Origin of the sequence: Kitasatospora terrestris, assembly GCF_039542905.1 — a bacterium.
GTDB classification, from domain to species: Bacteria; Actinomycetota; Actinomycetes; order Streptomycetales; family Streptomycetaceae; genus Kitasatospora; species Kitasatospora terrestris.
Genome location: NZ_BAABIS010000001.1, coordinates 4,691,635 through 4,714,653 on the forward strand (window position 1 = coordinate 4,691,635; position 23,019 = coordinate 4,714,653).

A 23,019-nucleotide genomic window follows, 5' to 3' on the forward strand; every position below is an offset into this window, starting at 1 on the left:
GACTTTCCAGTGTCCCGCACTCGGGTGGAAAGGGGTGACCGGTTCGGCGGGGGATCGTTGGGCAGGGCATGAACAAGCGGAACCGCATTCTCGCCGGCCTCGCGCTCTCGGGCGCCGCTCTCGCCACCGCCATGGGCGCCGCGCCCGCCCAGGCCGCGGCCACCCCCGGGCTGGACCAGGTCGCCGACCTGGGGCAGCCGGGCGGACTGTTCGGCAGCGCCGCCTTCCTGGTCACCGGCACGCTGACCGGCGTCGAGCCGAAGATGCCCGACCCGCAGTCGATCGTCGACGAGGCCAAGAAGCAGAAGGCCGAGCAGGACGCCCAGGCCGCCGCCAAGCACTGATCCCGGCTCGGCCCGGCTCAGGCGGTCTCGTCGACCTCGGCGACGCCGGTGATCCGGTGCAGGGCGAAGGTCCGCACCTCGTCGGAGAGGTGGTCGTAGGCGGTGACGAAGCCGCCCTCGACCTTCACCGGGTCGACCACCCGCTGCGAGGCCAAGCCCTCGGCGTTGACGTAGCCGATCCACATCCGCTCGCCGAGCAGCACCGCGGTCTGCAGCGCCGCCAGGGTGTCGGCCGCCGCGGTGCGCGGCAGCCGTCCGTCGGCGGCCCGGACGGGCTGCGCGGCCGGCCCGGCCACGGTCTCCCTGCGGACCGCGGTCGCCGCCCGGTCGCCCGCCCGGATCGCCCGCACGGCGGCGCCGAGCAGGGCCGCGTCCGGACGCGACGGGCCGTCGGGCACCGGCACGGGCGCCGCGCGGGGCGGGGTGCGGTGGCTGTCCGGACGGGTGATCACCAGATCGCCCTCGGCCGATTCGGCGGCCGGCGCGTACCCCATGGTGCGCAGCACCGACAGCAGCGTGTCGGGCGGGGCCTGCGCCGCCAGCACGGTCGGCGCGAGCATCCGCAGCCGCAGCTCGGCCGCCCGCCGGTCGGCCATGACCTCGTTCAGCAGCGAGGTGTCGTCGCAGCGCAGGTACGAGGAGGCGGCGCCGACCCGCAGCACGCCGTGGCGGCGGGCCACGTCGTCGATCAGGTACTCCAGCGGCTGCGGGACGGGCGTGCGCGAGTGCTTGGCGAGGAAGGCCTTCAGGTCGGCGGCGGTCCGCCCGGCGTCCAGCGCGCGGCGGACCGACTCCGGGGCGAAGCGGTACACGGTGGCGCCGCCCTTGGACTCGACGTCCGCGCACAGCGCCAGCGCCTGGGCGAGCGGGGTGAGCAGCGGGCCGGGGGCGATCGCGGTCAGGTCGGGCTGCAGGATCACGTGGTCCAGCGGCTGCGGCAGCAGCGGCTCCAGGGCCGCCACCGGGTCCTCGCCGGCGAGCAGCTCCCGGGCCGGGGAGGCGAGCGCGCCGCGGCCGGTGACGCCGAGCGACTCGGCCTCCCGCAGGGTCCATTCGGCGAGCTGCTCGCGCAGCTCGCGGCCGTCCGGCGCGGTCGGCCCGCCGCGCAGCGGGCGGTGCCAGCGCAGCACCGGCAGCAGCGCGTCGGCGGTCGCGGTGGAGCCCGGCGGCAGTTCGGCGAGCAGGTCGAGGACGGCCCGGCGGACCGCCGGGGCGAGGGTGCGGTCCAGTTCGGGGCCGAGCGCGGCGCGCTGCTTGCCCTTGCCGTCCGGGGTGCCGGTCAGTCCGGGCACCCGGGTCGAGGCCAGCCAGCTCTCCGCCAGCACCGCCCACCGCTCGGCGGCGGTCTGCTGCAGCCACAGGTCGTACGCCGGGGTCGGCGCCCAGCGCTCGTCCGCCTCCCCGTCGGGGGCCAGCAGGCCGGAGGCGTACGCGAGTTCCAGCCAGAACGCGGCGACCGGCTCGGGGCACTCCAGGGTGAGCGCGGCCCGCTTGAGGTCGCGGACGCCCAGGCCGCCGGCGCGCAGCACCGGGGGTGGCTGCAGGCCCCAGGAGTCGAGCAGTTCCTCGACGGTGCGCACCGCCGTGTACGCCTGGCCGGCGGCGGCGCTGTCGGCGGCCCGCGGGTCGCGGTGCGCGGCCGGTTCGAGGGCGGGCGGGGCCGGGTCGACGGCGCGGTGGGTGCGGCCGCCGCGCAGGTGCAGGGCGAGCTCGCGGGGCAGCACCACGGAGGTGGGGCTGGAGGGGAGCAGCAGGCCGCGGGCCAGCAGCCACTCGACCGGGCTCTGCGCCTGATCGGCGGTCACCTGGCGGGTGGCGTCCGGGACGGTGCCGGTGGGCGGGCCCCAGACCAGCTTGTCGAGCAGGGCGAGGGCGGGCGGTGGGGCGTCGGCGAGCAGTGCGGCGCACGCCTTGCGATCGCTCAGCAGGGCGGTGAGTGCGGCGACGGCGGTGACCGGGTCGGCGGTGGGCGGCAGCCCGGCGCCGGCCAGCAGCTGCTGGAGGCGGGCCGGGGACATCCCGGTGGTGGCCTCGGAGAGGGTCGGCCCGAGGCCGGTGCGGCCGGGGTTGGCGGCGCTCGGCGCGAGGGCCTCGCGGACGGCGATCACCAGGCGCAGGCTGCTGTCCGGCCCCCAGAGCAGGGCCTGTTCGCGCAGCCGCTCGATCGCGGCGGGCAGCGCGGCGGTGACGGCGGCGCGGTCGACCGGTTCGGCGGCGGGGTGGGCCTTGACCCGGGCGGGGCCGGCGAGCAGGTTGCGCAGCGCGCTCTCCGGGACGCCCTCGGCGCTGCCGGTGACGGGGGCGGCGGCGAGGGCCTCGGCGACCTGCAGGGTGAAGCGGTCCAGGCGTTCCAGGGCGCGCAGGGCGGACGCGCGGCTGGAGAGCCGGGCGGAGAGCTGGGTCAGGTCGGTGGGCACCGGGTTGAGCAGGTCGGGGCGCACCCGGAGCAGCGCGGCCAGCGCCTCGTCGCTGCGGACGCGGAGCTCCTCGGCCAGCGTGCGGGGGGCGGCGGCAGGGCCCCGGGAGGGGCGCTGGGCGCTCTGCGGTGCGGTCATCCGATCCAGAGTAGTCGCCGGGGCGCGGGGGGCGGCAAGTGCTGTGGCGGGACGGGCCGCCGGGGCTCGCGGGGACGGTGCGGGGCGCGCGGGGGTACGGGGCTCGCGTGGGGCTCCGGTGGTGGGTACCGTCGGGTGCGCGGGCGGGTAGGGCTGGGCGGGGCCGGACGAGGCGGGGTGGCGGGGCGATGGCGGGCACGTGGTGGAGCGACGCGGACGGCGGGGCCGGGCCGGGCGGCGACGGGGACGGGGTGTACGTGCCCCCGCCGCGGCAGCCGGACGGCGAGCCGCCGGTGGCCTTCGACAAGCCCGTGGCCGGTGCCGACCGGATGCCGTCGGAGGACCTGCGGCGGGCGATCGAGAGCGCCTCGCAGACCGGGCGGCGGATCGACGTGAGCGGGGCGTACCCCGGCTGGGACACCGTGTACTTCGACTTCCGGGCCGAGGAGCGCCCGCCGCCGGTGCCGTTCGACCCGGTGGTGCCGGCGGACGGGCCCCCGGCGGAGGAGCGGGCCGGGGCGGCCGAGGGCGGTGCCGAGCCGGTGGCGGGCGCGGCCGCCGCCGCGGCCGGTGCGGTCGCGGGGTGGCGGCCGGCGCCGCTGCTGGTGGTGGGCGCGCTGGCCCTGCTGGCCGGTGCGGTGACCGGGTCGGTCCTGGCGATGCTGGGCGGCTGGGGTGCGATCTACCTGTCGCGCGGCCTGGGGGACTTCACCAAGAAGGCCGTGGTGCTCGGGGTGCCGCTGGCCTGCATGACCGGCTCGGCGGTCTGGGCGTGGGGCCGCAGCCGGGGGCGCTGGGGCGAGCCGCTGGCGCAGACCGGCGGGGACTTCGGACAGGCGACCTGGGCATCGGCCCCCGGCGTGCTGCGGGCGGCGGCCGTGGTGTCGGCGGTCGTGGTGGTGCTGCTGACCCTGCGTCGGCGCGCGGCATAGCGTTCACCGCCTTCCATTGCAACGCCGGACGTGGCGGACGTTGCAATGGATTCACGCCCATTGCAATGATTTCAAGTCCATGGCCTGCGAGTACTCCTTGAAGGTGCAACGATCGTGTTGCCGGGCTGCCGGTCGGTGCGTAGCGTTTCCATCGTCAGAAACAAAGACCGAAGGAGCCCGCCATGCAGAAGTTCGCCACCTCCGCCCCCGTCTCCGCCGTCATCGAGATCCCCGCCGGGCGGGTCCAGGTGATCGCCGCCGACCGGGCCGACGCCACCGTCGACGTCCGCCCCGCCGACCCCCGCCGGAAGCGCGACGTCCAGGCCGCCGAGCGGACCACCGTCGACTGGGCCGACGGCGTGCTGCGGGTCAGGGCGCCCGAAGCCGGCAACCGGCTCCTCGGCCCGACCGGCTCGCTGGAGGTCACCGTCCAGCTGCCCGCAGGCTCCCGGGTCGAGGGCAGGTCCGCCGCCAGCGAGCTGCGCGGTGTGGGCCGCCTCGGCGAGGTCGTCTTCGACGGTGCGTACCGGCGGATCAAGATCGACGAGGCGGCGGGCGTCCGCCTCGCCGCGGTCGACGGCGACGTCGAGGTCGGCCGGCTGACCGGTCCGGCGGAGATCAGCACGACGCGGGGCGACATCCGGATCGCCTCGGCGGCGCGCGGCCTGGTCGTGCTCAGCACCCGGTCCGGCGACATCAGCGTCGCCGCCGCCACCGGGGTCTCCGCCTCGCTGGACGCCGGGACCGGCCTCGGCCGGGTCAGCAACGCGCTGCGCAACGACGGCGCGGCCGACCTGGAGATCCGTGCCACCACCGCGCACGGCGACATCAGCGCCCGCAGCCTCTGAAGCGCCCGCAGCCCTCCGGGCCGGGCGCGCGGTGTCAGGCGCCGAGGGCGCGCTGGAGCTCGGCGACGAGCAGGTTGGCGCCGGTGTAGCCGATGCCCTGGAACCACAGCTGGTCGTCCACCGGGAAGGCCCGGTGGGCCCGGACCGCCCCGAGGCCCTGCCAGGCGGTGCTGGCCAGGACGGCGGCCGCGCCCGAGCGGACCGGGTCGCCGTAGGTGGCGTGGAAGAGGTAGTCGCCGTCCGCCTGGGCGAGCTGGTCGGGGGTGATCCCGGTGTCGGGGCGGTCGGCGTTCTGGGAGTCCGGCCGGCCGAGGCCGAGGTCGGCGAGGACGGTGCCGATGAAGCTCTGGCGCCCGTAGAGCCGGATGGTCGGCGCCTCGCCCTCGACGAAGCGCACGATGCTGATCCGCTTGCCGCCGGCCCCGGCGCCGTTGATCGCCCGGGTGGCCTGGTCGATGTGGCGGGCGTACGCGCCGGTGACCGCGGCGGCCTGCTCCCGGCGGTCCAGGGCGGCGGCGTGCAGCTGGAAGCCGTCCTTCCACGGGTAGCCGGTGGTCGGGGTGAGGACGGTCGGGGCGAGCGCGCGCAGGGTGCCGTCATGGCCGCCGTCCCGGGTCTGGTTGGAGAGGATCAGCTGCGGCCGGGTGGCCGCGATCCGGGCGGCGTCGGGGGCGGCGCCGATGTCGCCGACCACGGCGACCTGGGCCAGCCGGGAGGCCGGCCAGTAGTCCGGGAGGCCGGCGTCGAGCGGGGCCTTGGCGGCGCCGACAGGGGTGATCCCGAGGGTCATCGCGGAGTCGAGCTCGGCGGTGTCCAGGGTGACCACCCGGGTCGCGCCGCCCGGCACGGTGACCGGGCCGGTGACGGTGGTGACGGTCACGTCGGGGGTCGGCGAGGGGGTGGGGGAGGGCGGATCCGAGGCGGCCGTCCCGGTGCCGGAGTCGGAGGCCGGCAGCAGCGTGCCGCCGGCGGGGCCCGGCGAGCCGCCGGAGCAGCCCGCGAGCAGGGCGGCGCCCAGGGCGCCGAGCCCGGCGAGCGCGGTCCGGCGTGACATCGGATCTGGCACGGGGGAGACCTCCGGGGCGGTGGGACTGCCTACGGATTATGTCCGATATGGGCCGTATGTCGCCCAAGATGGGATCACTAGGCTGTGTCCCATGGCTCTCACCGTCGGTTTCGACCTCGATATGACCCTGCTCGACACCCGCCCCGGCATCAAGGCGACCTACGACGTGCTGTCCGCCGAGACGGGCACGTTCATCGACAGCGAGCTGGCGGTCAGCCGGCTGGGGCCGCCGCTGGTGCAGGAGATCGGCAACTGGTTCCCGCCGGAGCGGGTGGCGGCCGCGACCGACCGCTACCGCGAGCTGTACGTCGAGTACGCGGTGCCCGGCTCGGCGCTGCTGCCGGGGGCCCGCGAGGCGGTCGAGGCGATCCGCGCCCGCGGCGGCAAGGTCCTGGTGATCACCGGCAAGTACGAGCCGAACGCCCGGCTGCACCTGGACCACGAAGCGCTCGGGGTGGACGTGCTGGTCGGCGACCTGTGGGCGGAGACCAAGGGCGACGCGCTGCGCGAGCACGGCGCGCACGTCTACGTCGGCGACCACCTGGGCGACATCGTCGGCGCGCGGGCGGCCGGCGCGGTGGCGGTCGGGGTGGCCACCGGCCCGTACTCGGCGGCGGAGCTCACGGCGGCCGGCGCCGACGTGGTGCTGGCCGACCTGACGGAGTTCCCGGCCTGGCTGGCGGGCTACGCGGCCTGACGCCCGCGCAGCCGGCGGCGCTGGGCCCGGGCGGAGACCAGCATCCCGGCGAGCGAGACCAGGAAGCCGACCGGCATCAGCATGCACAGCCAGTACGCGAAGCTGGGGAAGCGGTCGAAGTCGAAGAACATCGGCACGAAGGTGACGAGGGTGGCGACGGCGCCGAAGCCGAAGACCAGGCCCCCGGCGCGGACCAGGACATCACCACGGTCGGTCTCACTGTTCACGGCTGGCGCTCCTCAGGCATTCGGGACCGGTCCAGTCTCGCAGAGCCGCCCGCCCCCGCCGATCGGCGGGGGCGCGGGCCCTCGGGCTCAGCCTGGACGCGCAGGGCCGGGCGGGATCGCGCGGGCATCCTGGACGGATGGGTCTGACGAGTCACAAGGTGCTCGCGCTGTCCGCGCTGTGGGCGGTCGCGATGGTGGTGGCCACCGTGTGGTCGTGGCCCCGGCTGGCCCGGCGCGGCTGGCCGGCGGTGCTGGGCCGCCTCGGCACGATCGTGGCGACGCAGCTGGCGGTGATGTGCACCCTGGGTCTGCTCGCCAACAACTACTTCGCGTTCTACAGCAGCTGGGACGACCTGCTCGGCACCGCCGACAACGGCCCGGTGACGGTGCAGAACGCCATCGGCGTGCAGCGGCTGGGCGGGGACGACGTCCGGGTGACCGGCGAACCGGGCCGCGACCCGGCGCGGATCGGGCGCCTGGAGCGGATCCGGATCCCCGGGGCCACCACCGGGCTGGCCACTGACGGGTACGTCTACCTGCCGCCGGAGTACTTCCAGCCGCAGTACGCGGACCGGCGCTTCCCCGCGGTGATCGCCATCACCGGCTTCCCCGGCGACGCCAGGAACCTGGTCACCAAGCTCAACTACCCCGCCACCCAGCTGCGCCTGGTCCGCGAGGGGAAGGCGAAGCCCGCGGTGCTGGTGCTGATGCGCCCCTCCCCGGCGATGCCCCGGGACACCGAGTGCGAGGACGTGCCCGGCGGCCCGCAGTCCGACGGCTACTTCAGCCGGGACGTGCCGGCCGCGGTCCGGGCCGGCTACCGGGTGGCGTCCGGTCCCGGCAGCCTCGGGGTGATCGGCAACTCCACCGGTGGCTACTGCGCGCTGAAGCTGGCGATGCGTCACCCGGACGTGTTCGCAGCCGGGGCGTCGCTGTCCGGCTACTACCGCGCGGCCGAGGACCCGACCACCGGCGACCTGTTCGGCGGCGACGGCCGGCGCCGCGACGAGGCCGACCTGACCTGGCGGCTGACCCACCTTCCGCAGCCCCGGGTGGCGCTGCTGGTCGGCGGCAGCAAGGAGGGCGACGGCGACTACTGGGGCCAGACCCAGGGCTTCCTGGCGGCGGCGAAGGCCGGCCCGACCCGGGTCTCCTCGATCACCGTGCAGACCGGCGGGCACAACTTCAACACCTGGTCGCGGATGCTGCCCGCCTCGCTCGGCTGGCTCGGCGACCGGCTGGCGCCGCCCGCCTGACCAGGCGTCGGTCACTGCGCGCAGTTCTCCGGGGACGGGGAGTTTCGGTCCGCGTCCGGGCCGGGTATGCAGCCTTCACACGGGCGCCGCATCCGGGCCGCCCGCAATCTCGGCGGCGCCGGGCGGCGCGCTGAGGGATCATGGAGCCACGGCGCGGTCCAACGGAGGGTCGCCCACCAGACACCGAGGACTGTTTCGAGATGCCCACCGGCCAGGTCAAGTGGTTCAACGAGACGAAGGGTTACGGCTTCCTGTCGCGCGACGACGGCGGCGAGGTCTTCGTCCACACCAAGGCGCTGCCCACCGGCGTCACCACCCTGAGGCCGGGGCAGCGCGTCGAGTTCGGCATCGCGGCCGGGCACCGGGGCGACCAGGCGATGGGCGTGACCCTGCTGGACGCCCTGCCGTCGGTCGTGGTCAACCAGCGCAAGAGCGCCGACGACATGGCGCCGATCGTCCAGGACCTGATCACCAGGCTGGACCAGATCCTGCCGAGCCTGCAGCGCGGTCGCTACCCGGCCAAGACGGACGGGGCGAAGATCGCCCTGGTGCTGCGCGCGGTGGCCGACCAGTTCGACGCCTGACGGCCGGTCAGTCGAGCAGGCCCGGGTCGACCGCGGGGACGAGTCCCTCGCCGGCGGCCCGGGTCAGCAGCGCGCGGACCGCGGCGTACCCCTCGGTGCCGAGGTCGGCGGTGAACTCGTTGACGTACAGCGCGATGTGCGCGTCCGCGACGTCCGGGTCCATCTCCTGGGCGTGCGCCAGCACGTAGTCGCGGGAGGCCGACGGGTCGTCCCAGGCGTGCCGCACCGAGGCGCGGATGCTGTCGGCGAGCTCCCGCAGCCGCTCGGCGCCGAGCGAGCGCCGGGCGACGATTGCGCCGAGCGGGATCGGCAGGCCGGTCTCCGCCTCCCAGGCCTCGCCCATGTCGGCGAGCCGGTGCAGCCCGTACCGCTGGAAGGTGAACCGGGCCTCGTGGATCACCAGGCCGGCGTCCACCCGCCCGTCCCGCACGGCGGGCATGATCTCGTGGAACGGCAGCACCACGATCTCGCCGAAGCCGCCGGGCACCGCCTTCGCCGCCCACAGCCGGAACAGCAGGTACGCGGTGGACCGCTCGCTCGGCACCGCGACCGTCCGGCCCGCCAGCGCGGCCGGGTCGACCGGCTCGCGGGTGAGCACCAGCGGCCCGCAGCCTCGGCCCAGCGCGCCGCCGCAGGGCAGCAGCGCGTACTCCTCCAGCACCCACGGCAGCTGGCCGTAGGAGATCTTCAGCACGTCCAGCTCGCCGCGCTCGGCCAGGCCGTTGGTGATGTCGATGTCCGCGAACTCGACCTCGGGCGCGTCCGCGCCGGGCACCAGTCCGTGCGCCCAGGCGTGGAAGACGAAGGTGTCGTTGGGGCACGGCGAGTACGCGATCCGCAGCGGCTCAGCCATGGGTGACCTCCTTGAGCAGGCGCTGGTACGGCAGCGCGGCGAAGGCCCGCTCCAGGGCCCCCAGTGCCTCGCCGATCCGCCAGGCCGCGCGGTCGCGCGGGCCGACGGGGTTGGAGACGGCCCGCAGTTCGCCCGCCGGCACGCCGAACCGGGCGGCCGCCTCGGCCACCCCGAAGCCCTCCATCGCCTCGGCCAGCACACCGGGGTGGCGGTCGGCCAGCGCGGCGGCCCGCTCGGCGCTGCCGGTCACCGTGGACACCGTCAGCACCGGGCCCGCGGCGGCGCCCAGCGCCCCGGCGGCGGCCGCGACCAGGCCGGGGGGCGGGACGTGCCGGACCGTCCCGAAACCCAGCTCGGTGACGTCGGCGAAGCCCTCCGGGGTCTCGGCGCCCAGGTCGGCGACGACGATCGCGTCCGCGACCACCAGGGAGCCGATCGGGGCGCGCGGCGCGAAGCCGCCGGCGATCCCGGCCGAGAGCACCAGCGCGTAGCGGCCGCCGGCCAGCGCGGTCGCGGTGGCCGCGGCGGCGGCGGCCGGGCCGACCCCGCCGGCCAGCACGTCCACGGCGGTCCCGTCGGCGGCCACCGCACGGTGCAGCAGCCCGCCGGGCAGCGGCTCGGCCGGGGCACCCGCGGGCAGGCCGCGCAGCACCGCGTCCGCCTCGGCGGGCACGGCGACGACGACCAGCAGCCCGGCCTCCCGGCCGGGCTGCTTGTGCGGGGACCGCTCGGTCATCGGGTGACCGGTCAGCCCTTCTGGTGCAGCTCGAAGTACCAGACCGCGTAGACCTCGTTGGTCTTCTGGCTGGCCTCGACGACGGTCACCGTGGTGGTGCCGCTGGAGTTCAGGACGGTGGAGGCGGCGACCGAACCGGACCAGGTCGAGCCCTTCACGTCCTGCGCCAGCACGGCCTCGCCCTGGGCGCCGCCGTCGGTGAACGCGAACCAGCCGCGGTCGCCGGTCTCGACCGGCACGCCGACGCCGATCCGGTCGCTGGAGACCACGTCGGAGGACGGGTTGCTCTTGCTCTCGCGGGCCTGCTTGGCGTCGACCTGGCACTTGGCCAGCTGGGCCTTTTCGAGGGGCTTGCCGTCGTTGTAGCAGGCCGGCGCGGCGGTGATCGAGGAGCGGCCGACCGTCAGGGTCGCCTGGTGCTCGTCGGGCTTGCCCTTGTCGCTGGCGACGGCGACCGAACCGGCGACCGTGCCGGCTCCGATCAGGACGACGGCGCCGAGGCCGACGATCACGCGGGTGCTGAGGCTCATGGGCAAGAATCTACCGGGCTCGGACGGTCGCGCGACGCGGGGGTGGGCCGACGCGCGCGGTCATGCCACCCGCGGCCGAGCGGCGGGCCGGCGCAGGCCCGTCCTGAGCAGCGAGCGGATGCTCCACAGCAGCATCACCGCCAGCACCGCCGCGGCCAGCGTGAGGCCGAGCGCCTCGTTCAGCGGCAGCGCGATGCCCACCAGGCCGCCGGCCACCCAGCACAGCTGCAGGGCCGTCTCCGACCGGGCGAAGGCGGAGGTCCGCACCGCCTCCGGGACGTCCCGCTGGATCAGCGCGTCCAGCGCCAGCTTGCCCAGCGAGGCCGCCATCCCGGAGGTCGCCGCCGCGATCGCGACCGTGGCGATCCCGTACCAGAGCGCCGCGGCGCCGGTCGCCAGCGTCGCCACCAGCAGCATCACCGTCACCGTCGCCTCCGAGCCGCGGGTGCGCAGCCAGGACCCGAGCACCGAGCCCAGCGCGTTGCCGATGCCCGCCGCCACGGCGACCACGCCCAGCGCCACCGTCTCGGGCAGCCCGCCCGGCGGGTCCTTGCGGATCAGGAACGCCAGGAACATCACCAGGAAGCCGACCAGCCAGCGCAGCGTCCCCACCCCGCGCAGCGCCATGATCACCGACGGGCCGACCGCCCGCAGCACCCCGCGCGCCACCGGCTTCGCCCCGTGCGGCTCGGCGTGCAGCTGGGCCCGGACCTCGCCCTTGGCCGAGTCCACCTTGTGCGGCAGGTGAAACGCCATCAGCATGCCGATCACGAAGACCAGGAACGCGCCGCGCAGCGGCCAGCCCGGACCGATCAGGTGCAGCAGCCCGCCCACCCCCGCCGCCACCATCGTGGCCAGCAGCCCGGCCAGGGTGACCCGCGAGTTCGCCTTCACCAGTGACAGCTGCGGTGGCAGCAGCCGCGGCACCACCACGGAGCGCACCACCCCGTACGCCTTCGACGCGACCAGCACGCCCAGCGCCTCCGGGTACAGCGCCAGCCCGCCCGAGGTCACCACCCCGGCCATCGTCCACGCCAGCACCGCGCGGGCCAGCATCGACATCGCCATGGCCGTGCGGCGGCCGTGCGGCAGCCGGTCCAGCAGCGGGCCGATCACCGGGGCGAGCAGCGCGAACGGCGCCATCGTGATCAGCAGGTAGAGCGCGACCCGGTCGCGGGCCTCGCCGGTCGGCACCGAGAAGAAGATGGAGGAGGCCAGGGCGACGGTGATCAGCATGTCGCCGAAGGAGTTGATCGCGTGCAGCTCGATCAGCTTCGCCAGGCCCGACTCGCCGGCGCCCTCCGCCGAGGTCGCCTTCCGGATCCGCCGGCCGGTGCCGTGCACCACCCGCCCGGTCCGCACCCCGGCGGCCGACGCGCCCCGGGCGAGGAACCCGCGGCCCCGGACCACCTTGGTCGCCGGCTCCTGACCGTCCGGTCGCTGTCCGTCCGGCTCCTGACCGTCCGGTCGCTGCTCCTCCGGCTCCGCGGCAGCGCCGTCCGCCCCCGGCGGGGCGTCGCCGACCGGGGAGTCCACCGGCTGCTGCCGCACCACGGCTGCCTGCTCCGGCCGGCCATCGGCCTGCGGGGAGTGCAGTCCGTGCTGCGGCGGAGTCTCATCCGCCACAGCCCCATCCTGCCCGACATTGCCGTGGCATACGAGTGATTGGGGTCTCCGGCGTGCCCGGGTCCGTGAGCCCGGCCGGTACCCGGGCTGTGCTGCACGGCGGACCGGCGGGTAGCCTGCACTACGCGCGCACCCGAGTGCACCGGGGGTAGCGGGACCGGGCGGCGCGGCCCGTCCCCCGAGCGGTCCCGGGTCGAGCAGAATAGAGACGTGGCAGCGACGTCCGGCGAAGGACCGCCCAACGCGGGCCGCCGGAGAACGACCGCAGGAATGACAGGACTGGGAGAGAATCGACGCCGTGAGCGCTGCGATGCGAAGCCGAACCCCTGACCGGCTCTGTGCGGAGGCCGTCGAACTCGCCCGCCAGGCAGCGGTGGACACCGTCGGAGCGGCCAGTGTCGGCGCCCACCTCGGTGTGACCGCGGAGGCCGACCGCGTCGTCACCCACACCTTCGCGTGCGAGGACGCCGCCTACCGCGGCTGGCACTGGGCCGTCACGGTCGCCCGTGCCCCGCGCGCCAAGAACGTGACCCTCGACGAGGTCGCCCTGCTGCCCGGCAACGAGGCGGTCCTCGCCCCCCAGTGGGTGCCCTGGAGCGAGCGCCTGCGGCCGGGTGACCTCGGCCCCGGCGACCTGCTGCCGACCGGCGCCGACGACGTCCGGCTGGAGCCCGGCTGGAGCGGCGAGGACGAGCCCGCGCCGAACTCGGCGCTCGCCGAGACCGCCGACGAGGACGTCGTGGTCAGCGACCCCGCCGTGCAGCCCGTCCCGGCCCGGGCCGAGATCGGCGCCGTCGCCGAGGAGCTCGGCCTCGGGCGCGCCCGGGTGCTCTCCCGGCTCGGCCTGCACGCCGCCGCCGAGCGCTGGGAGTCCGCGTACGGGCCGCAGACGCCGATGGCGCAGTCCGCGCCGGCGTCCTGCACCACCTGCGGCTTCCTGGTGCCGATCGGCGGCTCGCTCGGGCAGGCGTTCGGCGTCTGCGGCAACGAGTTCGGCCCGGCCGACGGGCAGGTCGTCTCGCTCGCGTACGGCTGCGGCGCGCACTCCGAGGCCGCCGTCCTCCCGGCCCCGCCGGTCCCGTCCGAGCTGATCCTCGACGAGACCGTGGTCGAGCCGCTGCAGATCCACCCCGACCGCACCAGCGGCTCCGTCGAGCCCGACGCCCCGGCCGAAGAGCTGGGCCACGCCTAGCGGATCCGCTTCCAGGAGCTCGCGGGGGCACCCCCGGCCGGAGGCCGGGGGAGACCCGCGGGGCCCGCTCCGTGACCGGCCGGGAGCACGCGTCCGGCCCACCGCGCGGTCGGCCCCGCAGCTCCCCGGCCCCCGGCGCACCCGCTGTTTGCGACAATGCGGCCGTACGCAGCGTGCGGGTTGGCGAAGGGCGGGTCAGTGGAGCCTCGGATCATCGGCAGTGGGACGGACGAGCAGGTGGCGGACGTCTTCGACACCGCCGGGCTGCGCCGGCGGGTGCTGGAGGCGTGGAGCGCCGCGCCGGCCCGGTTCCGGGAGGACGCCAACGCCGAGGAGGAGCTGGCCCTCGGCGGCTACCGCGACCGGCTGGTCGTCGAACTGGCGCAGAACGCCGCCGACGCGGCCGCCCGCGCCGGCACCCTCCCCGGTCGGCTCCGGCTGACCCTGCACGACGGCGTGCTGGCCGCCGCCAACACCGGCGCCCCGCTGGACGCCGCCGCGGTCGAGTCGCTGTCCACCCTGCGCGCCTCCGCCAAGCGCGACGCCGCGGACGACCGGGACGGGGGCCGCGGCACGGTCGGCCGCTTCGGCGTCGGCTTCTCCTCCGTGCTCGCGGTGACCGACGAGCCCGCCGTGCTGTCCTCGCACGGCGGCGTCCGCTGGTCCCTCGCGGAGGCGTACGAGCTGACCGGGGCCCGCCCGGAGCTCGCCGAGGAGCTGCGCCGCCGCGAGGGCCACGTCCCGCTGCTGCGCCTGCCGTTCCCCGCCGAGGGCGCCGCCCCGGCGGGCTACGACACGGTGGTGGTGCTGCCGCTGCGCGACGCGGCCGCCACCGACCTGACCAGGCGGCTGCTCGCCGAGATCGACGACGCGCTGCTGCTCACCCTCCCGGGCCTGGCGGAGATCACCGTCGAGACGCCCGAGGGGACGCGCACCCTCACCCGGGCCACCGACCCGCAGCACCCGGACGGCATCACCACGGTCACCGTCACCGACGGCGACACCCGGACGGTCTGGCAGACGGTCAGCGCCGCCGGCGCGATCGACCCGGCGCTGCTCGCCGACCGCCCCACCGAGGAGCGGGCCCGCCCGTACTGGAGCATCACCTGGGCCGTCCCGGTCAACCACGCCGGCCACCCGCAGACGCCGCGCACCACCCCGGTGGTGCACGCCCCGACGCCCAGCGACGAGCCGCTCGGCGTGCCCGCACTGCTGATCGCCGGGTACCCGCTGGACTCCACCCGCCGGCACGTCGCACCCGGCCCGCTGACCGACTTCCTCACCGAGCGAGCCGCCGACGCCTACGCCGGGCTGCTGCGCGCCCGCGGCGCCGATGTCCACTCGCTCTCGCTGGTGCCCGCCCCGCTCGGCCGGGGCGCCCTCGACAACGCGCTGCGCACCGCGATCCTGCACCGGCTGCCGGCCACCCCGTTCCTGCCGCACCCCAAGGGCGTCGAGGAGGGCGCCCCGGCGCTGCAGCCGCGCGACGCGACGCTGCTGGAGGGCGCCGACCACGCCGTGGTGGAGGCGCTGGCGCCGATCTTCCCCGGGCTGCTGCCGGCCGGCCTGGAGCGCCGGGCCGAACTGCGCGCGCTGGACGTGCGGCGCGTCCCGCTCGCCGAGGTGGTCGACCAGCTCGGCGGCCTGGAGCGCGAGCCGGCCTGGTGGCGCAACCTGTACGCGGGCCTGGCCGGCGCCGACCCGGAGGCGCTCGGCGCGCTGCCCGTCCCGCTCGCCGACGGCCGCACGGTCACCGGCCCGCGCCGGGTGCTGCTGCCCTCGGACGCCGCCGACTGGGAGGGCTTCGAGGGCTACCCGCAGTCCCTGTCCGACGCGCTCGCCCTGCTGGACCTGCGCCTGGCCCACCCCGAGGCGGCGCACCCGCTGCTGGCCAAGCTCGGCGCCGGCACCGCCACCCCCGCCGGGGTGCTGGACACCCCCGAGGTGCGCGCCGCCGTCGCCCGCTCGCTGGAACTCGGCGAGGACGACTTCGACGCCGCCGTGGACCTCGCGGACGCCGTGCTCTCCCTGGTCAGGGCGGCCGCCCCGGCGGTCGGCGAGCACCCCTGGCTGGCCCGGCTCGCCCTGCCCGACGACGAGGGCGAACTCACCCGGGCCGGCGAGCTGATCCTCCCCGACAGCCCGCTCGCCGCCCTCGCCCGCGAGGACGACGCCGCCTACGTCGACGAGGACCTGTACGACCGCTGGGGCCCCGAGGTGCTGGCCGCCGCCGGCGCGCTGGCCTCCTTCGTGCTGGTCCGCGCCGAGGACGTGGTGCTCGACCCCGACGACCTGGAGCGCCTGGACCCGACCGTCCCCGCCGACCGGGCCGCCGGCGGCGCCCCCACCGGCCTGATCGACGAGGCGCCGGACGGCCTCGCGGACTGGTGCGAGGACGCCCTGGAGGCCCTGCACGCCGACGATGCCGGAGAGCTGGGCGTCCCCCCGGTCGCGGCCGAACTGCTCGCCGTCCGCGACCTCGACCTGGTCCACGACGCCGCCTGGCCCGAGGCGCTCGCCCTGCTCTCCCGGCCGCCCTACCGGGACGCGGTGGTCGCCCCCGTCCGCACCCTGCTGCCCGACGGCCGCTACGTCGACCTGCCCTCGTACACCGCCTGGTGGCTGCGCGACCACCCGGTGCTGGACGGCCGCGAACCCGCCGGGCTGCGCGCCGCCGGCGCCGACCCGCTGCTGCGCGGCCTCTACGACGAGGCGCGCACCACGCTCGACCCGCAGTTCCTGCACGCCCTCGGCGTGCGCACCACGCTCGCCGCCCTGCTCGACGAGCCGCACGGCCCCGAGGAGGTGGTCGACCGGCTGGTCGACGCCGATGCCGAGGTGACCCACCGCCAGCTCCACGGCATCTACACCGCGCTGGCCCGGCTGCCGCTCGACCGGGTGGAGGCCCTGGACGTGGTCCGGGCCCTCGCCCCGCTGGACGAGGCGACCGGCCGCCGCGACGACGTGACCGTCGTCGTGGACGCCTCCCGGGCCGTGGTGGCCGACGCGCCCGACCTGGTCGAGCTGCTGCACGGCCACCCCGTGCTGCCCGTCGAGCCCTCCCTGGCGGCCGACCTGGCCGAACGGCTGCACGTCTCGCTGGCCAGCGAGGTCGCCGGCGGCCGGGTCCTCTCCGAGGGCGCCCTGCACCGCGTCCCCGCCGTCGTGCGGGAACTGCTGCCCGGCTGCCCCGCCGTCTACGAGGAGCACGACGAACTCCTGGTGGTCGGCCCGGACGGCGAGGAGGCGCACGTCGGCTGGCGCTGGGACACCGCCGCCACCGCCCCCGAACTGCCCTACGAGCCCGAGCACGCCGAGGCCGGCGACGAGGACGACGAGTTCGAGGTCCCGCCGGTCCCCGGGCTCCTCCACGCCGCCACCCCCGAAGGCCTCGCCGCCGGCCTGGCCTGGTCGGTCGGCCAGTGGCACCGCCGCTTCGAGGTCCTCGCCGCGCTCAGCGAACCCGAGCGCGCGTACGAGCTCCTCGCCGCCCGCGACTACGAGTAGCCGTCCGCCGGGAGCGCCCCCTCCGCCTGCAGGGCGCTCCCGGCTACCGCTCCTCGCCGTTCGTGCGCAGCACCACCACCCGCCAGACCACCTCCAGCAGGACGCCCGCGACCGCCGCGATCGCCACGCCCAGCCACGGGTCGCGCACCCCTGCCAGCGAGAGCTGGAAGAAGTCCGACAGCCACGGCACCCACAGCACCAGGGCGAAGGCGAAGCACATCGTCCCGATCAGCAGCAGCCGCCACCAGGTGTACGGCCGGGCCACGATCGCCAGCACCCAGATCGCCACCAGGAACAGGGTCAGCGTCGCCACGCTGGTGTCCGCCTCCAGGTCGGTGTCGTGGTTGGCCCGGGCCAGCATGTACGCGGTGAAGGTCGCGGTGCCGGCGATGATCCCGCCCGGCACGGCGAGCCGCAGCACCCGTCGCACGAAGCCGGTCCTGGCCCGCTCGTTGTTGGGCGCCAGCGCCAGGAAGAACGCCGGCACGCCGATGGTCAGCGTGGACAGCACCGTGGAGTGCCGCGGCAGGAACGGGTACGGCACCTGGGTGATCACCACCAGCAGGGCCAGCAGCACCGAGTAGACCGTCTTCACCAGGAACAGGTTGGCCACCCGCTCGATGTTGCCGATCACCCGGCGGCCCTCGGCCACCACCGAGGGCAGGGTCGCGAAGCGGTCGTCCAGCAGCACGATCTGCGCCACCGCCTTGGTGGCGTCCGAACCGGTGCCCATCGCCACGCCGATGTCGGCGTCCTTCAGCGCCAGCACGTCGTTGACGCCGTCGCCGGTCATCGCCACCGTGTGCCCGCGCGACTGCAGCGCGCCCACCAGCAGCCGCTTCTGCTGCGGCGTCACCCGGCCGAACACCGCCGTCCGGTCAGCGGCCTCGGCCAGCTCCTCGGCGTCCTCGGGCAGCGTCCGGGCGTCCAGCGCGGTCTCCGCGCCGGGCAGCTCCAGGTGCGCGGCCACCGCGCCCACCGACACCGCCGCGTCACCGGAGATCACCTTGGCCCGGACGTTCTGGCCCTCGAAGTAGCGCAGGGTGTCGGCCGCGTCGTCACGCAGCCGCTGCTGCAGCACCACCAGGGCCAGCGGCTCCAGGTCCGCGGCCGGGTCCGGCGCGTCCAGCGGCACCGGGCTGCGGCCCAGCAGCAGCACCCGCAGGCCCTTGGCGCCCAGCTCGTCCACGTCGGCGAGCACCGGGTCGCCGGCCGGCAGCAGCACGTCCGGCGCGCCCAGCAGCCAGCTCGCCTCGCCGCCCTGCGGCTCCAGCAGCTGCACCCCGCTCCACTTGCGGGCCGAGGAGAACGGCATCGCCTCCAGCACCCGCCAACCGCCCTCCTCGCCGCCGCCCGCGCCGTTGCCCGTGCCACTGCCCTCGGGCGCCCCGTACGCGTCGATCACCGCCTGCATGGAGGCGTTCGGGCGGGCGTCCGCGCCGCCCATGGCGCCCAGGGCCTGCTGGAGCACCGCGCGGTCGGCGAAGATCCGGTCGGCCGACGGCGCACCCGGCCGCAGCCGGCCGTCGGCGGCCGGCAGCCCCCGGCGGCCGGGCTCCAGCGGCCGCAGTTCCACCAGGTCCATGCCGCCCTCGGTCAGCGTGCCGGTCTTGTCCAGGCAGACGGTGTCCACCCGGGCCAGGCCCTCGATCGCGGGCAGCTCCTGCACCAGGCACTTCCTGCGGCCCAACCGGATCACCCCGATCGCGAACGCCACCGAGGTCAGCAGCACCAGCCCCTCCGGCACCATCGGCACGATGCCGGCGACCATCCGGCGCACCGCCTCGCGCCAGTCGTTGCCCTGCACCGCGAGCTGGCTGATGATCAGGCCGATCGCGGTCGGGACCAGCAGGTAGGTGATGATCCGCAGGATGTCGTTGATGCCGCTGCGCAGCTCCGACCTGACCAGGGTGAACCGGCTGGCCTCCTCGGCCAGCTGCGCCGCGTACGCCTCCCGGCCGACCTTGGTCGCGGTGAACGCGCCGGCCCCGGCGACCACGAAGGAGCCGGACATCACCTCGTCGCCCGGCCGTTTGAGCACCGGGTCCGGCTCGCCGGTCAGCAGCGACTCGTCGATCTCCAGGCCGTCCGCCTCGCTGACCAGGCCGTCCACCACCACCTTGTCGCCGGTGCCGAGCAGCACGGTGTCGTCCAGCACGATCTCGGAGTTCGGCACCTGCACCGCCCGCCCGTCCCGGCGGACCTGCGGCCGGGCCTCACCGATCAGCGCCAGGCTGTCCAGGGTCCGCTTGGCGCGCAGCTCCTGGACGATGCCGATCGCCGTGTTGGCGACGATCACCAGGCCGAACAGGCCGTCCTGGATCGGGCCGACCACCAGGATGATCCCGAACATCACGCCGATGATCGCGTTGAACCGGGTGAAGACGTTGGCCCGGACGATCTCCCGGGCCGAGCGGCTGGAGCGCACCGGGACGTCGTTCACCTGCCCGCGTTCCACCCGCTCGGCGACCTCCGCGGCGCTCAGACCGGTGGAGTGCCCGGTGCCGAGCCCGGTCGCGTGCGCGCCGGAGCGGGTGTGGTCGGTGCCGTCCGCGTCGGGGCCGTCCGCAGGGAGCGTCATGGCACCGACTCTAGGGGCGCGACTGTCCGCTACGCCCCGATTTGAGGCCTTCCGGGTGGGTCAGTCGGCCTGCTGCTCCGCGGTCTGCGCCTGGGCCGCCCGGTCCCGGCGGATCGCGTCCCGGCGGGCGCGGCAGTACCAGACGCCGATCAGGCCGAGCAGCCCCCCGGACAGGCAGATCCACGGCCAGGTGCCGTGCCCGTGCTCCGACAGCGCGCTCTGGAACGGCAGCAGCGCCAGGAAGCCGACGAACCACAGCACCGTGCCGCCCGCGACGATGGCGACGTCGTTCACCTCGAGCGGCGGGGGAGCGGGGCGCAGGGCGGTCTTCGGCATGGGGCCTAGCGTACGGGGCGCGCCGGGCGGCCCGGCAGAGGCGGCGGAGTCGAACTGCGATCGGGGTTGACCGTAAGGGGTTTCATCTACGCGCGAAGATGGCGCGTGCACGACCGGAAACTCATACTGGGGAGTCCGGTTGGCTCCGCGACCATCCCCCTGGGCCCCGGCGGTCCCGGCCACCGCTGCTCGGGCACCGAGTCTCCTCTCTTCGCCCCCACTCGACGAGGACACCCGAATGTCTCCGCAGGCCCAGTCGACCTCCATGTCGCCCGAGCCGTCCCAGGACTCCCCGAAGCCCCCCGCCGGCGCCCTGGACCGTTTCTTCCGCATCTCCGAGCGCGGCTCCTCGCTGCCCCGCGAGCTCCGCGGCGGTGTCGCCACCTTCTTCACGATGGCGTACATCCTGGTGCTCAACCCGATCATCCTGGCCTCCGCCACGGACATGAACGGCGTGCACCTGGACAGCGCCCAGCTGGTCACCGCGACCGCGCTGACCGCCGGCCTGACCACGCTGCTGATGGGCGTCATCGGCAACGTCCCGATCGGCCTGGCCGCCGGACTCGGCGTCAACACCATCGTGGCGCTCCAGCTCGCGCCCCGGATGACCTGGCCGGACGCGATGGGCATGGTCGTCCTGGCCGGCTTCGCGATCATGCTGCTGGTCGCCACCGGACTGCGCGAGCGCGTCATGAACGCGGTGCCGCTCGGCCTGCGCAAGGCCATCGCCATCGGCATCGGCCTGTTCATCACCCTGGTCGGCCTGGTCGACGCCGGCTTCGTCAGCCGCATCCCGGACGCCGCCCACACCACCGTGCCGCTGCAGCTCGGCACCGGCGGACACCTGCTCGGCTGGCCGGTGCTGGTCTTCGTGCTCGGCCTGGTGCTCACCCTGGTGCTGCTGATCCGCAAGGTCCCGGGCGCCATCCTGATCTCGATCGCCGCGATGACCGTCGTCGCCGTCGTCATCCAGCAGGTCGTCCACCTCGACGCCTCCGCCTGGGGCCTGACCGTCCCGGCCTGGCCCGGCAACCCGGTCGCCGCCCCGGACTTCGGCCTGGTCGGCCAGGTCAGCCTGTTCGGCGGCTTCGGCAAGGTCGGCGTCCTCACCGGCGTCCTCTTCGTCTTCACCGTGCTGATGTCCTGCTTCTTCGACGCGATGGGCACCATCCTCGGCGTCGCCGACGAGGCGCACCTGCTCGACGAGAAGGGCGACCTGCCCGGCATCAACAAGATCCTGATGGTGGACGGCATCGCCACCGCGGCCGGCGGCGCGACCTCGGCCTCCGCCAACACCTGCTTCGTCGAGTCCACCGCCGGTGTCGGTGAGGGCGCCCGCACCGGCTTCGCCTCCCTGGTCACCGGCGCGCTCTTCCTGGTGGCGCTCTTCCTCACCCCGCTCGCCACCATGGTCCCGGCCCAGGCCGCCACCCCGGCCCTGGTCACCGTCGGCTTCCTGATCCTGGCGAACTCCGTCACGGAGATCGACTGGGCGGACTACACCATCGCGATCCCGGCCTTCCTGACCATCGTGATGATGCCGTTCACCTACTCCATCACCAACGGCCTGGGCATCGGCTTCATCGCCTTCTGCATCCTGCGGGTCGCCGCCGGCCGCGGCCGCGAGGTCCCGGTCGCGATGTACGCCGTCGCCGGCGTCTTCCTCTTCTACTACCTGATGCCGGCCCTCGGCCTGCTCTGACGGCCCCCGCACCACGGCCCTTCCCGCGCTGCGGGGAGGGCCGTTCGGCGTTCCCGCGGCGGGCCGGCCCAGCGCCCCCGGTCCCACGCCGACGAGGAGGCCTGAGCCCGAGCGGTCGCCCCGGCGGTGGCGCACCTGCTGGTCGCGGACGGCCGCGCGGTCGCCTGACGCGGTGGGCGGCGGGGTCAGCCGCGGCCGGCGCCCGGGGGCCAGATCCGGTCGACGGGGAGGCCGGCGGCGCGGGCGGCGGCGACCATGTCGGCGGTGCCGCCCGGGCCGGCGCCCGGCAGGCCGTCCCAGACGGCGACCAGACGGTCGGCGCGGCGGAGCAGTTCGGCGTTGGCGGCGACGTACGCGGCGGGACCGGGGGCGGGTTCGGGCAGGACGAGCACGTCGGCGGCACGGTCGCAGAGCCGGTCGAACTCGGGGGCGTAGTCCTCGGGCACGGCGGTCGCGCGGTACGCGGGGGAGGGCAGCACCACTTCCAGCCGGCCGCCGAGAGTGAGGACCGCGTCGGCGAACAGCGCATCCGCGCCCGGCGCCAGGCAGGACACCCCGGTGAGCCCGTCGGCGCGGTGCCCGGCGAGCAGTTCGAGCAGGGCGTCCCGGACCAGCCGGACGGTCTCCCCGCGCAGGTCGAGGTGGCCGGTGACGGCGACCACGGTCATGCTGCCTCCTGCTCCCGCCGGCCGGGCGCGGCCCGGAGCGGCCCGGCGCGGACCCGGCGCCGGTGCCGGGCCGGACCCCCGGGATCTGCCCGCCGGGAGGGGAGTTCAGTCCCGGCGGGGTCGGCTCGCGGCGTTCTTCTGGACAGGGCTGACCTGGGGCGCGGACAATCCCTGTCATGGCGTCAATCGAGTTCCGCACCCAGCTGGCCCGACCCTCCGAGGCCGAGCGGGACCGCGCCCTGGACGCGCTGCGCGAAGGCGTCGGCAGCGGGCGGCTCTCCCACGACACCTTCGTCCGCCGGATGGAACTCGTCCTCGCCGCCCGCAGCCGGGCCGAGCTCGCCGACGTGGTCGGCGACCTGGACACCTACGGCCCGTTCTCGCGGCTGCTGCTGCGGACGGTGGCCAAGGTGTCGGCGCTCAACGTGCGGCTGCGGCACACCTGGGAGGCCGAGCAGGCACCCGGCCTCCGGCTGCCCGGCCCGGCTGTGACGGTGCTGCGGATCGGCCGGATGACCGGCTCCGACCTGCGGCTCGGCGACGCGACCGTCTCCCGGCTGCACGCGGAGCTGCGGCGCGAGTTCGGCGACTGGGTGCTGTACGACCTCGGTTCCAGCAACGGCACCTTCGTGAACGAGCGCCGGGTCGCCGGCGCGGTCGTGGTCCGGGCCGGTGACCGGGTGCGGTTCGGCCGCCTGGCGTTCCAGCTGACCACGGACTGACCGTCCGGCGCCCCGGCGGCCCGGGTGATCGTTAATCGGTTTTCTTTAGCCTGGGTA

The 23,019-nt window shown here is 75.7% G+C and carries 20 protein-coding genes; 10 read left to right on the plus strand and 10 right to left on the minus strand.

All coding sequences use genetic code 11. The features are described 5' to 3' along the window. Positions 1-68: 68 nt before the first annotated feature. Positions 69-344: a hypothetical protein gene (locus ABEB06_RS21745; RefSeq protein WP_345698545.1), complete on the plus strand. Its 276-nt coding sequence runs from the start codon at positions 69-71 to the stop codon at positions 342-344. A gap of 17 nt (positions 345-361) precedes the next feature. Here the strand turns inward: ABEB06_RS21745 and ABEB06_RS21750 are convergent, their stop codons facing one another. Then, the gene (locus ABEB06_RS21750; protein WP_345698546.1) at positions 362-2,899 is read right to left on the minus strand and encodes a helicase-associated domain-containing protein; all 2,538 of its coding nucleotides are present in this window, start codon (positions 2,897-2,899) and stop codon (positions 362-364) included. 188 nt (positions 2,900-3,087) lie between these two features. On the opposite strand from ABEB06_RS21750, the gene ABEB06_RS21755 reads away from it, so the two are divergent. Beyond that, on the plus strand, positions 3,088-3,831 hold the full coding sequence (locus tag ABEB06_RS21755; RefSeq protein ID WP_345698547.1) for a hypothetical protein: 744 nt from the start codon (positions 3,088-3,090) through the stop codon (positions 3,829-3,831). A 182-nt stretch (positions 3,832-4,013) separates the two neighbouring features. After that, positions 4,014-4,679: a DUF4097 family beta strand repeat-containing protein gene (locus ABEB06_RS21760; RefSeq protein WP_345698548.1), complete on the plus strand. Its 666-nt coding sequence runs from the start codon at positions 4,014-4,016 to the stop codon at positions 4,677-4,679. Positions 4,680-4,713: 34 nt separating this feature from the next. On the opposite strand, the gene ABEB06_RS21765 is transcribed toward ABEB06_RS21760, so the two are convergent. After that, on the minus strand, positions 4,714-5,745 hold the full coding sequence (locus tag ABEB06_RS21765; protein ID WP_345698549.1) for an ABC transporter substrate-binding protein: 1,032 nt from the start codon (positions 5,743-5,745) through the stop codon (positions 4,714-4,716). A gap of 91 nt (positions 5,746-5,836) precedes the next feature. Here ABEB06_RS21765 and ABEB06_RS21770 point away from each other — a divergent pair, with 91 nt between their 5' ends. Next, entirely contained in the window at positions 5,837-6,442 is a 606-nt protein-coding gene (locus ABEB06_RS21770) for an HAD family hydrolase (protein WP_345698550.1), read from the plus strand. Here ABEB06_RS21770 and ABEB06_RS21775 read toward each other — a convergent pair. Then, positions 6,430-6,669, minus strand: coding sequence for a hypothetical protein (locus ABEB06_RS21775; RefSeq protein WP_345698551.1), 240 nt, complete (start codon positions 6,667-6,669; stop codon positions 6,430-6,432). The two genes, ABEB06_RS21770 and ABEB06_RS21775, sit on opposite strands and share 13 nt — an antisense overlap. 137 nt (positions 6,670-6,806) lie before the next feature. Between ABEB06_RS21775 and ABEB06_RS21780 the strand changes: the two genes are divergently transcribed. Together ABEB06_RS21780 and ABEB06_RS21785 are read left to right on the plus strand one after the other, a co-directional pair. After that, entirely contained in the window at positions 6,807-7,925 is a 1,119-nt protein-coding gene (locus ABEB06_RS21780; protein WP_345698552.1) for an alpha/beta hydrolase, read from the plus strand. A gap of 200 nt (positions 7,926-8,125) precedes the next feature. Continuing rightward, positions 8,126-8,509, plus strand: coding sequence for a cold-shock protein (locus tag ABEB06_RS21785; RefSeq protein WP_345698553.1), 384 nt, complete (start codon positions 8,126-8,128; stop codon positions 8,507-8,509). Between the two features lie 7 nt (positions 8,510-8,516). On the opposite strand, the gene ABEB06_RS21790 is transcribed toward ABEB06_RS21785, so the two are convergent. From ABEB06_RS21790 to ABEB06_RS21805, 4 genes are read right to left on the minus strand one after another with little or no spacing between them, the layout of a single operon-like run. Then, positions 8,517-9,362: a 1,4-dihydroxy-6-naphtoate synthase gene (locus ABEB06_RS21790; RefSeq protein ID WP_345698554.1), complete on the minus strand. Its 846-nt coding sequence runs from the start codon at positions 9,360-9,362 to the stop codon at positions 8,517-8,519. Further along, positions 9,355-10,098, minus strand: coding sequence for a futalosine hydrolase (locus tag ABEB06_RS21795; RefSeq protein WP_345698555.1), 744 nt, complete (start codon positions 10,096-10,098; stop codon positions 9,355-9,357). The genes ABEB06_RS21790 and ABEB06_RS21795 overlap by 8 nt, the downstream gene beginning before the upstream one ends. A gap of 11 nt (positions 10,099-10,109) precedes the next feature. After that, positions 10,110-10,628 carry a hypothetical protein gene (locus ABEB06_RS21800; RefSeq protein WP_345698556.1) on the minus strand — a complete coding sequence of 173 codons (519 nt, stop codon included), beginning with the start codon at positions 10,626-10,628 and terminating at the stop codon, positions 10,110-10,112. Between the two features lie 60 nt (positions 10,629-10,688). Continuing rightward, positions 10,689-12,038: an MFS transporter gene (locus ABEB06_RS21805; protein WP_425559792.1), complete on the minus strand. Its 1,350-nt coding sequence runs from the start codon at positions 12,036-12,038 to the stop codon at positions 10,689-10,691. Positions 12,039-12,564: 526 nt separating this feature from the next. On the opposite strand from ABEB06_RS21805, the gene ABEB06_RS21810 reads away from it, so the two are divergent. After that, complete coding sequence (locus ABEB06_RS21810) at positions 12,565-13,446, plus strand: DUF3027 domain-containing protein (RefSeq protein ID WP_345698557.1); 882 nt, start codon at positions 12,565-12,567, stop codon at positions 13,444-13,446. Between the two features lie 198 nt (positions 13,447-13,644). Further along, a complete protein-coding gene (locus ABEB06_RS21815; protein WP_345698558.1) occupies positions 13,645-16,953 on the plus strand; it encodes a sacsin N-terminal ATP-binding-like domain-containing protein in 3,309 nt (1,102 codons plus the stop codon). A gap of 43 nt (positions 16,954-16,996) precedes the next feature. Here the strand turns inward: ABEB06_RS21815 and ABEB06_RS21820 are convergent, their stop codons facing one another. Continuing rightward, positions 16,997-19,534, minus strand: coding sequence for an HAD-IC family P-type ATPase (locus tag ABEB06_RS21820; protein ID WP_345698559.1), 2,538 nt, complete (start codon positions 19,532-19,534; stop codon positions 16,997-16,999). A 60-nt stretch (positions 19,535-19,594) separates the two neighbouring features. Further along, positions 19,595-19,870, minus strand: a complete 276-nt coding sequence (locus ABEB06_RS21825) for a DUF2530 domain-containing protein (protein WP_345698560.1) — start codon at positions 19,868-19,870, stop codon at positions 19,595-19,597. Between the two features lie 265 nt (positions 19,871-20,135). On the opposite strand from ABEB06_RS21825, the gene ABEB06_RS21830 reads away from it, so the two are divergent. Next, positions 20,136-21,572 carry an NCS2 family permease gene (locus ABEB06_RS21830; protein WP_345701936.1) on the plus strand — a complete coding sequence of 479 codons (1,437 nt, stop codon included), beginning with the start codon at positions 20,136-20,138 and terminating at the stop codon, positions 21,570-21,572. Positions 21,573-21,757: 185 nt separating this feature from the next. Here the strand turns inward: ABEB06_RS21830 and ABEB06_RS21835 are convergent, their stop codons facing one another. Continuing rightward, on the minus strand, positions 21,758-22,240 hold the full coding sequence (locus ABEB06_RS21835) for a hypothetical protein (protein ID WP_345698561.1): 483 nt from the start codon (positions 22,238-22,240) through the stop codon (positions 21,758-21,760). A 176-nt stretch (positions 22,241-22,416) separates the two neighbouring features. Here ABEB06_RS21835 and ABEB06_RS21840 point away from each other — a divergent pair, with 176 nt between their 5' ends. After that, positions 22,417-22,962: an FHA domain-containing protein gene (locus ABEB06_RS21840; RefSeq protein WP_345698562.1), complete on the plus strand. Its 546-nt coding sequence runs from the start codon at positions 22,417-22,419 to the stop codon at positions 22,960-22,962. Positions 22,963-23,019: the final 57 nt, after the last annotated feature.

What these genes read in the sequence shown, in the direction of transcription:
- ABEB06_RS21745 (WP_345698545.1), top strand. Translation starts at nt 69, where the DNA reads ATGAACAAGCGGAACCGCATTCTCGCCGGCCTCGCGCTCTCGGGCGCC.
- ABEB06_RS21750 (WP_345698546.1), bottom strand. Translation starts at nt 2,899, where the DNA reads ATGACCGCACCGCAGAGCGCCCAGCGCCCCTCCCGGGGCCCTGCCGCC.
- ABEB06_RS21755 (WP_345698547.1), top strand. Translation starts at nt 3,088, where the DNA reads ATGGCGGGCACGTGGTGGAGCGACGCGGACGGCGGGGCCGGGCCGGGC.
- ABEB06_RS21760 (WP_345698548.1), top strand. Translation starts at nt 4,014, where the DNA reads ATGCAGAAGTTCGCCACCTCCGCCCCCGTCTCCGCCGTCATCGAGATC.
- ABEB06_RS21770 (WP_345698550.1), top strand. Translation starts at nt 5,837, where the DNA reads ATGGCTCTCACCGTCGGTTTCGACCTCGATATGACCCTGCTCGACACC.
- ABEB06_RS21780 (WP_345698552.1), top strand. Translation starts at nt 6,807, where the DNA reads ATGGGTCTGACGAGTCACAAGGTGCTCGCGCTGTCCGCGCTGTGGGCG.
- ABEB06_RS21785 (WP_345698553.1), top strand. Translation starts at nt 8,126, where the DNA reads ATGCCCACCGGCCAGGTCAAGTGGTTCAACGAGACGAAGGGTTACGGC.
- ABEB06_RS21790 (WP_345698554.1), bottom strand. Translation starts at nt 9,362, where the DNA reads ATGGCTGAGCCGCTGCGGATCGCGTACTCGCCGTGCCCCAACGACACC.
- ABEB06_RS21795 (WP_345698555.1), bottom strand. Translation starts at nt 10,098, where the DNA reads ATGACCGAGCGGTCCCCGCACAAGCAGCCCGGCCGGGAGGCCGGGCTG.
- ABEB06_RS21800 (WP_345698556.1), bottom strand. Translation starts at nt 10,628, where the DNA reads ATGAGCCTCAGCACCCGCGTGATCGTCGGCCTCGGCGCCGTCGTCCTG.
- ABEB06_RS21810 (WP_345698557.1), top strand. Translation starts at nt 12,565, where the DNA reads ATGCGAAGCCGAACCCCTGACCGGCTCTGTGCGGAGGCCGTCGAACTC.
- ABEB06_RS21820 (WP_345698559.1), bottom strand. Translation starts at nt 19,534, where the DNA reads ATGACGCTCCCTGCGGACGGCCCCGACGCGGACGGCACCGACCACACC.
- ABEB06_RS21825 (WP_345698560.1), bottom strand. Translation starts at nt 19,870, where the DNA reads ATGCCGAAGACCGCCCTGCGCCCCGCTCCCCCGCCGCTCGAGGTGAAC.
- ABEB06_RS21830 (WP_345701936.1), top strand. Translation starts at nt 20,136, where the DNA reads ATGTCGCCCGAGCCGTCCCAGGACTCCCCGAAGCCCCCCGCCGGCGCC.
- ABEB06_RS21835 (WP_345698561.1), bottom strand. Translation starts at nt 22,240, where the DNA reads ATGACCGTGGTCGCCGTCACCGGCCACCTCGACCTGCGCGGGGAGACC.
- ABEB06_RS21840 (WP_345698562.1), top strand. Translation starts at nt 22,417, where the DNA reads ATGGCGTCAATCGAGTTCCGCACCCAGCTGGCCCGACCCTCCGAGGCC.